Here is a 1,327-nt window from a genome sequence, read left to right on the forward strand (position 1 = left end):
TTTGGTAATTGTTTTTTATTTAATTTTATTGTTTGTTTATGATCAATTATAATTGTCACCTCTTTATTATTTAAAATAATACAGGAGTTCGTATATCCTAACATTGGCATTGTTGTACTTTTCTCATTCAATATGATACTATCTCCATTTTTCACGGTTATTACATTATCAAATGTAGACCCAAAATCTAAAAACGATTTATTTTTGCTTTGTGCATTAAATTTTTTAATCAAAACCTTTGAGCGAACACTCTCTACAATTTCTTTTTCTGAACCAAATATTTCTGTTACCTTTACTGCAGAGCAGCTAACAAAAACAAATAACAAACACAAGATTATTTTATTGAGTATTTTCATTCTATTCCTATTTTTGGTTGTTGTTCTTCTACTAATTTTATAGCATTACTTCTTTGTTCTGGAGTAATTTTTACTCCTGGACTTCCTTCCCGCATTAAATTATCTGGTGTAGATCTTAATGTTGCCTGATCATTATGTTTTATTCCCAATGTATGCCCTGTTTCATGAGCTCCAGTTTTGGCTAATTGAGATCTGCCTTTATTATCAAAATTTAATTGTCCTGTTTTTTCGTTAACATCAAGACCTGTTGAAGTGAAAATATTTATTTGGGTTCTATTTGTTTGTGTATTATTAACAGAATCAGTCATTCCATCTGTTCGATATGTTACATTATCAATTGATTCCTGACTTTTTCCTTTAAAATCATCCACATTATTTGTGTCATATCCAATATTATAATCCCAAACCATAGTAGATTTATCACTCTGACTAAAAGTAATATTAACTTGATTTCCCTCAATGTCTTTCCCACCAAAGGATGAAACAATTTGTGCTTCACGCTCTTTTATCAGAGTATTCATCTGTGCATTAGAAAGAGCTCCAGCTGTATTATTTACAGGTTTGTAAGTAAGATGTAAATTTATTGTTTTACTTTCCAAATTTCTACTTGCAGCCCATTCCAATCCTTCCAATTCTCTACCGTCAACAACACGATTTTCAGAAAAGTTATAATGAGATTGGTAAGCGTATTTTTCACTAAGCGGGTCTATGTTAAAAAATCTGCCAACGTCGGGCATATATTGTCGCCACTTAAATGCGTAAAAACCGGTCTCTTGTAGCTCTTGTTCCTGAAACTTATAGTTCTTATAATTCCCCTGTCCAAAGAAAGCATTTCCGGTTTTTAGGTGGTTCATTCCAAATGGATAATAATCATTGGCATCTGTAATTTCAAGAGCGCCTGCGCTGGTTCTGCCAAAGCTTATTCTCACGTTTCCAAGGTGATCCTTGTACTGGTAAATATATTGATTTTT

Annotated in this window: 2 protein-coding genes; both read right to left on the minus strand. The window is 32.0% G+C overall.

Translation table 11 applies throughout. The features are described from left to right. Window positions 1-356 (minus strand): hypothetical protein (locus tag BW983_RS23665; RefSeq protein WP_139329364.1); only part of this gene is annotated, 356 nt, incomplete at its 3' end. Continuing rightward, a partial coding sequence (locus tag BW983_RS24455) for an RHS repeat-associated core domain-containing protein (protein ID WP_317048129.1) occupies window positions 353-1,327 on the minus strand: 975 nt, incomplete at its 5' end. The genes BW983_RS23665 and BW983_RS24455, both read right to left, overlap by 4 nt.

Origin of the sequence: Chryseobacterium ureilyticum (assembly GCF_900156735.1) — a bacterium.
In the GTDB taxonomy this organism is placed as follows: domain Bacteria; phylum Bacteroidota; class Bacteroidia; order Flavobacteriales; family Weeksellaceae; genus Chryseobacterium; species Chryseobacterium ureilyticum.